Source organism: Bradyrhizobium sp. PRIMUS42 (assembly GCF_023006515.1).
In the GTDB taxonomy this organism is placed as follows: Bacteria; Pseudomonadota; Alphaproteobacteria; order Rhizobiales; family Xanthobacteraceae; genus Bradyrhizobium.
In genome coordinates this window covers 26,580-33,015 of the sequence record NZ_JALBGZ010000016.1, presented here as the reverse complement: position 1 = coordinate 33,015, position 6,436 = coordinate 26,580, and the positions used below count along the sequence as shown (strand labels likewise).

Below are 6,436 nucleotides of genomic sequence, written 5' to 3'. Positions count from 1 at the left end.
CGGCTGCGCGGGCACGGCAACGAGAAGGCGGCCGACCAGGCTGCGGTGGATGCGATGCGCCGCGAGCTCAACAAGCTCCCGATCGAGGGCACCATCGTGATCGGCGAGGGCGAGCGCGACGAGGCGCCGATGCTCTTCATCGGCGAGAAAGTTGGCCTGAACGCCGGCCCGCAGGTCGACATTGCGGTCGATCCGCTCGAAGGCACCACGCTGTGCGCCAAGAACATGCCGGGCTCGATTGCCACGATGGCGATGGCCGACGGCGGCACGCTGCTGCACGCCCCCGACGTCTACATGCAGAAGCTCGCGATCGGTCCGGGTTACGGCAAGGGCGTCGTCGATCTCGATGCGACACCGGCCGACAACGTCCGCCGCCTCGCCAAGGCCAAGGGTGTCCAGCCTGAGGGCATCACGGTTCTCGTGCTCGATCGTCCGCGCCATGCCAGCATCATCGAAAGCGTGCGCTCGACCGGCGCCGCCGTGCGCCTGATCACCGACGGCGACGTCGCCGGCGTGATCCATTGCGCCGATCCTGATAATACCGGCGTCGACATGTATCTCGGCACCGGCGGCGCGCCTGAAGGCGTGCTCGCGGCTGTGGCGCTGCGCTGCATCGGCGGCCAGATGCAGTGCCGCCTCATCCTCGATTCCGACGAGAAGCGCGAGCGCGCCGCCAAGATGGGCGTCAACGATCCCAAGATGATCTACGGCATCGAGGACATGGCACGCGGCGACTGCCTGTTCGCCGCCACCGGCGTCACCACGGGCTCGCTGCTCTCGGGTGTCAAATTCCGCAAGGACGGCGTGATCGAGACCGAGACGGTGGTGATGCGCTCCGTCACCGGCACCGTGCGCTACATCAAGGCCGAGCACCGCGAGCTGGCCAAGTTCCATCTGGACTAAGCGATGTAACAACAACTACCGTCATTCCGGAGCTCGCAAAGCGAGACCCGGAATCCATCGGGCCGCGGAGCCCGGTGCGAAATGGATTCCGGGCTCGCGCTCTGCGCGCCCCGGAATGATAACAAGAACAATCAGGGAAAGCGCACATGTCGGATCTCTCGGCCGTCAAAGCCCTCGTGTTCGACGTGTTCGGCACTGTGGTGGACTGGCGCACCAGTCTGATCACAGACTTCATGTGGTGGGGCAAACAGCGCGGCATCGCCGCCGACTGGACCGCTTTGGTCGACGGCTGGCGCGGCATGTACATGGCCTCGATGGACGACGTGCGCAAACATCCCGAGCGTGGCTATGTCATGCTCGATGATCTGCACCGCCGCTCGCTGGAAAAGCTGATCGATCAATTCTCGATCAAGGGTCTCACCGAGGCCGATCTCGATCATCTCACCAAAGGCTGGCACCGCCTGCACGCCTGGCCCGACAGCGTCGCGGGCCTGACCCGGTTGAAAACAAAATTCGTGATCTCGCCGCTCTCGAACGGCAACGTCGCGCTGCTCACCAACATGGCGAAGTTCACCGGCCTGCCGTGGGATCTGATCCTGTCGGCCGAGCTGTTCGCGCATTACAAGCCCGATCCCGAGACCTATCTCGGCGCTGCGCGCCTGCTCGGCCTCAAGCCGGAAGAGGTGATGATGGTCGCCGCCCACAACGGCGATCTCGCAGCTGCGCAGAAGAACGGGCTGAAGACCGCCTTCGTGGCACGGCCGACAGAGTATGGGCCGCTTCAGAAGGTCGATTTCGAGGCGACCGGCAACTGGGATATCGTCGCGAAGGACTTTGGCGGGATCGCGGATAAGCTCGCCTGCTAATTCCATCCTGCTTTAGGGCGATTGCCGACGACGTTGCGCGGCGTTCTTCAAGCGCTTGCTGTCGCGCGCGTCCTGGCCGCCTGCCAGACGTTGCTGAGCAAGGCCGGGACAAGGCCGTGCGCGGGACACTGATTCCAGGCACCGGCAAAGAATGCGAAGCCCGGGTCGGAGGCGCGTTGCTGCCGGGCATTTTCGACCGCCAGCATGACCAGCGTGCGCGACCGCAGCCGGATCAGACCGATGAAGTCTCCGTCGCGCGCCTCGCGGACCACGCGCGCCGGCGCGCGCAGGGTGCGAAACAGCGCGTCCTTCGGCTCGATCTTCGTCAGATTGTCGCCATGGAGCGCCAGCTCGCGCATCAGCTCGATCGATTTCACGATGTTGTCCATTGCGAGCGCAGTTGCGTGCGCGCAAGCCATGTTGCCGCGCGAGGCCGCCTGGATTTGATCGAGCGCTGCCTTCAGCGCGCCGCTGCGCCTGATCCAGGCTGCACGCAGCGGCCAGGCCGACAACCAGGCCTGCAACGTGCGCGCGGCGGCGTAGGACTCCTCGCTCGCGACATAGTCAGGGAAGAACAGCCGGCCTACGGCCTGCTGTACAACGACGCCCATGCTGCGATGCGCGCGCCGGCCGCCGACGTAATTGCCGAGCTCGGTGATCTCCGGCGCGATCTGTTGCAACAGCGCATCGGTATTCGAAAGGGCGGATTCGAGCGAGGCCTGATGCGAAGCGCGCAGCGGATCATGCCGGTCGCGAAATGCCGGCCAGATGTCGCCATCGGGGCCGCGGAAAACCGCGAGCTTTGCCGCGACCGAGCGATTGAACAGGCCTCCGCGGCCGGACAGCGAGCGAGTGACCGTAGCCGCATCGTTGACGCGGAGGAGTTCGTCCGGCTTGCGGACGAGGGCGAGGCGGACAAGGCCCGGAATGGTTATGATGAGGGCCACGCCGAGCCTCGCAGCACGTTCCAGGGGGCAAAGGCGTTGTTGACGCCCTCGAGCGCCGGGCCGAGCTGCGGCACATGCCGCAGCAGCACTGATTTCATTCCGTTGTTCTGGATCCAGTCCAGACCGAAATCAGTGTAGATTTCCGCCCGGTAGTCGTCTGTGAAGAAGCGGTCGCTCTTGAGGCGCCGCGATGCCATCAGGATGAAGATGCGGAAGGCGGTATCGCTGAAGCCAAAACCGTCCGGCAGATCCTCGGCCAACAGTCCGACCATCAGATCGACGCGGTCAACGTCGCCCTTGTAGATCGCGCGCATCTTCTTTGCCGCGCCGGGAATGCTGGTGATCTCCTCGAATGTCCTGACCCGCTTCTTGCCAACCAGCTCGCGGAACCGGTTGTAGCGCGGCACGCCGCGCTCGCGGTCGCGCATGATATCGATGGCGGCCATGTCGAGCAGCGGTTGGCCGTCCTTTTCGAACTGGCGGAGGAAGTTGGGGTAATTGTGCAAGCGAATGGCGCCGGGATGTGCCGTGCCGAACGAGTACAGCAGGTCGACGAAGCCGTGCGTCTCCATGAACTTGCGGGTGGCGCGTCCCTGCATATCGACCAGCTTGCAGTGTTCAACTCCCGCAGCGCCGATCCGTCGCACATCCATGTCATCAGGGATCAGCGGGTGCAGGCGATAGACCGCGGTGAATTCCTCGGTCATTGCGTAGGGCGCGCTATGCTGATCCGTCGGGGAGCGGATGATGCCATAGGCGGCTTCGCTGTTCTTGCCGAGCACTGCTCGCAGCACCCGGCACGGTATCCCCGACCAGTTGGCGCGCATGCTGAAGTCCAGCGCAGGATGGCCGAGGATGCCCGGCGTCCATTCGATGGTGTGGATCTTGGCGATCAGGGCCGCGTTGATCAGGCGCGCGCGCTGGAATAGTTCCTCGTCATTCCAGCTCGGATACCGTGTCTTCAGGCCATCGCAGATGACATTGTGCTCACGCGCGAACAGATTGTGGAGCAGGCTGAGCCCGACCCACCAATTGTCGGAGAATCCGGTGAGATCGGCGCCCGGATGAGCTGGATCGGCGGGAAGCATTCCATCGCTGCCGACCTCGATCTTTCCGTCGACCTTGGAACGGATTTCCATCTGTCGGTCGCGATTGCTGCCGTAGATCTGTCCGGCGTCCCACCAGTGCGAATTGAAATTGCGGAATGTGGGTGTTGCGCCCAGCCATGGTTCACGCGGCGTTCGGTCGGGGACAGTCCGGCGAATCCTCATGCAGCCGTCGACCCGTTCGTCTTCGGGCCAGGTATCGCCCGGCTTCAATGGGATTTTGAACTCGTTTTCCGGCTCGGGAACCCCATGACTGAACCAATTATGCGTTTCGAACTGGATCCAGGCGGCGGCCAACAGATTGAGGCTGGTCGCGGGAATGAAGGTGTCGCGCGCCAGCAATTCCATCGAAATCACGCGCGGGCTGGGTTCGAGCAGGTCGTCTACGTTGTCCGGCGCGCATTCCGGCAGCGGGAAATTGCGTCCGAACCGGGCGCCCGCCATGCCCATGCGCGGATGGTCGAGGCTGTTGAACGAGCCATCGGCGGAGCGCCACCGCTCATTACCGGTGCTCCAGCCAGGCGGCGTCGTGCCGTAACCCGTATGGTGGAGGTTGTGCTCCCGCAACCGTTCGCGGAAAACCGAAAGATTGGCGGATCCGAGCAGCGTCGGCAGATGGTCCCATCTGACGAAGAAGTTGATGACCCGAAAGACGACATCCAGGATCGCCTGGAGCAGGCCACGATGGAAGACAAAACCATCGTTTTCGCGGGACATTGACGCTCCCAAACAACCGCGTGAAATCAATTGGGATTGCAACTATAAATGCTGCTTAATAGCACCAAAATGCCTCGCTTGCCAACGCGACGTGCTGGAAGCTGCGGTCGCCCCGTCGTACAATTTCCCCTGTCGGTTGAATGTTTGCTCGGATAGGATGCCATGCAGCCCAGGCTGCGTCAGGCGGCCCGGCTGAATTTGCGTGCGGGGCGAAGCTGCGCGGCAACGCGCTTCAACCTCGTGAAGACCAGGCCGACACCGGCGTCGGCAGGACAGAAGAGCCATCTTAAGTTGCGTGTTTCGCCGTCGAGGGGGTGACGCAGATGGGCAGTATGGTTCGCAATTACGATGGCGGGATCACAAGCTCTCCCGCGCAACTGGTGTCGCCGCGATCCGTCGAGGAGATACAATCGATCCTCAGGGATACCGAGCGCTACCCAAGCCCTGTCCGGGCCATGGGCAGTTATCATTCCTTGACGCCTTGCGCGTCCTCGGACGGCACGATCATCGACATGTCCGCGATGAGCCGCATCCTCAAGATCGACCCACATGGCATGACGTTCACGGCCGAGGCGGGCCTCCAGTTCATTGTCGCATCTCGGGCGCTACGGGCGATGAACCTCCAGTTTCTGACCAATATCGAGATCGGGAACATGACGCTGGGGGCGGCGGCCTGTTGCCACACCAAGGACGGACTGGATGGTGGCGAGTTTGGGCAGGTCGGCTCGTACATCACGGCGATCAAATGGGTGACGCCCAGCGGCGAGATGGCGGAAGCGTCGCAGGACAAAGACCCGCATCTGATGTACTTCATGCGCTCGAGTTACGGCTTGTCCGGCGTCATCTACGAAGTGACGTTTCGGATCACGCGGCTGGAGGCGATCCGCTTCAGCTATTTGCCGCGCCCGATCGCAGAACTGACCGAGAAGGAAGTGGACGGGATCATCGATGCGTCGCGAGGTCTGATCTGCTGGACGGTCGGTCGAAAGGCGCACTTCCAGACGCGACATCCCATCGACAGGATCGGTCCGTTAGGGACGTTGTTCGCCGCCAGCCGCCGCACCCTCTGGAATTATGCGGAAGCCCGCGTCGGCAGGTTCATCGACAGCAGCATTCCAACCAAGGCTCTCAGGGATGCCACACTCGACACATGGTTCGTCGGCAACAGGCTGCTGATGTCGTTCCTGCACCTGGTCGGCGGCGCGACCTTGTACAATCCCGACAAGACGATCGACTACAGCGAGACGGCGCCATCGGCGCGTTATGCATTCACATTCTGGACATTCCCGCGCGGTGAGTGGCTGAACGTGCTGCGCGATTATGTGGACTTCAGCGAGAAGTATTTTAAAGAGCACGACTTCCGCTGCAATATGGCGCTTGGTTCCTACTTCATCCGGAAGGACGAGCATTCGTTGCTGTCCTACTCGCATGACGGAGATGTTTTTTCGGTCGATCCCATTCACGCCTATACGGACAGGCCGGCGTGGGACGGGTTTTTGAAGGAGTTCAACGAGTTTGCGTCCAAGAGGAATGGCATTCCTCTGCTGAACCAGAGTCCGTTCATCACAAAGCACCATGTCACGGCGGCGTATGGGGCGAGATGGACGGAGTTCTCTGAGCAAGTCAGACGCCAGGATCCGCACGGGCGCATGTTGAATCCGTTCTTTGCGGATTTGCTTAGCCCGTGAGGATCGGCTCGAAGCCGAGGACGGGAGTGAACGTGCCGACAAGCCCGATCTGGGCTGATGCTGCGCCCGGCGGGATCGAGACAGTGCGGCTGACGGATGGTCGCCGAAAGCGTTGTGGACTTGTTTGGGAAGAATGGCGCAGTCTTGTCGCCCCCGGGAAAAGGTAGGGCGACAGCTCGAAACGCCGAAAATGTCGTAATTCCGGAGTG

At 62.4% G+C, this 6,436-nt stretch carries 5 protein-coding genes; 3 read left to right on the top strand and 2 right to left on the bottom strand.

Annotated elements, in window-relative coordinates:
• Positions 1 to 903: class II fructose-bisphosphatase (gene glpX / locus MOV75_RS03655; RefSeq protein ID WP_247004871.1), on the top strand; the 903-nt coding region annotated here is incomplete at its 5' end.
• Positions 904 to 1,049: 146 nt separating this feature from the next.
• Positions 1,050 to 1,769, top strand: a complete 720-nt coding sequence (locus MOV75_RS03650; protein ID WP_247004869.1) for a haloacid dehalogenase type II — start codon at positions 1,050 to 1,052, stop codon at positions 1,767 to 1,769.
• 47 nt (positions 1,770 to 1,816) lie between these two features.
• Here MOV75_RS03650 and MOV75_RS03645 read toward each other — a convergent pair whose 3' ends face one another.
• Together MOV75_RS03645 and MOV75_RS03640 are read right to left on the bottom strand one after the other, a co-directional pair.
• Positions 1,817 to 2,716 carry a hypothetical protein gene (locus tag MOV75_RS03645; RefSeq protein ID WP_246919137.1) on the bottom strand — a complete coding sequence of 300 codons (900 nt, stop codon included), beginning with the start codon at positions 2,714 to 2,716 and terminating at the stop codon, positions 1,817 to 1,819.
• Entirely contained in the window at positions 2,701 to 4,539 is a 1,839-nt protein-coding gene (locus tag MOV75_RS03640) for a peroxidase family protein (RefSeq protein WP_246919139.1), read from the bottom strand. The genes MOV75_RS03645 and MOV75_RS03640 overlap by 16 nt, the downstream gene beginning before the upstream one ends.
• Positions 4,540 to 4,862: 323 nt before the next feature.
• On the opposite strand from MOV75_RS03640, the gene MOV75_RS03635 reads away from it, so the two are divergent.
• A complete protein-coding gene (locus MOV75_RS03635; RefSeq protein WP_246919196.1) occupies positions 4,863 to 6,227 on the top strand; it encodes an FAD-binding protein in 1,365 nt (454 codons plus the stop codon).
• The last annotated feature ends 209 nt before the right edge of the window (positions 6,228 to 6,436 follow it).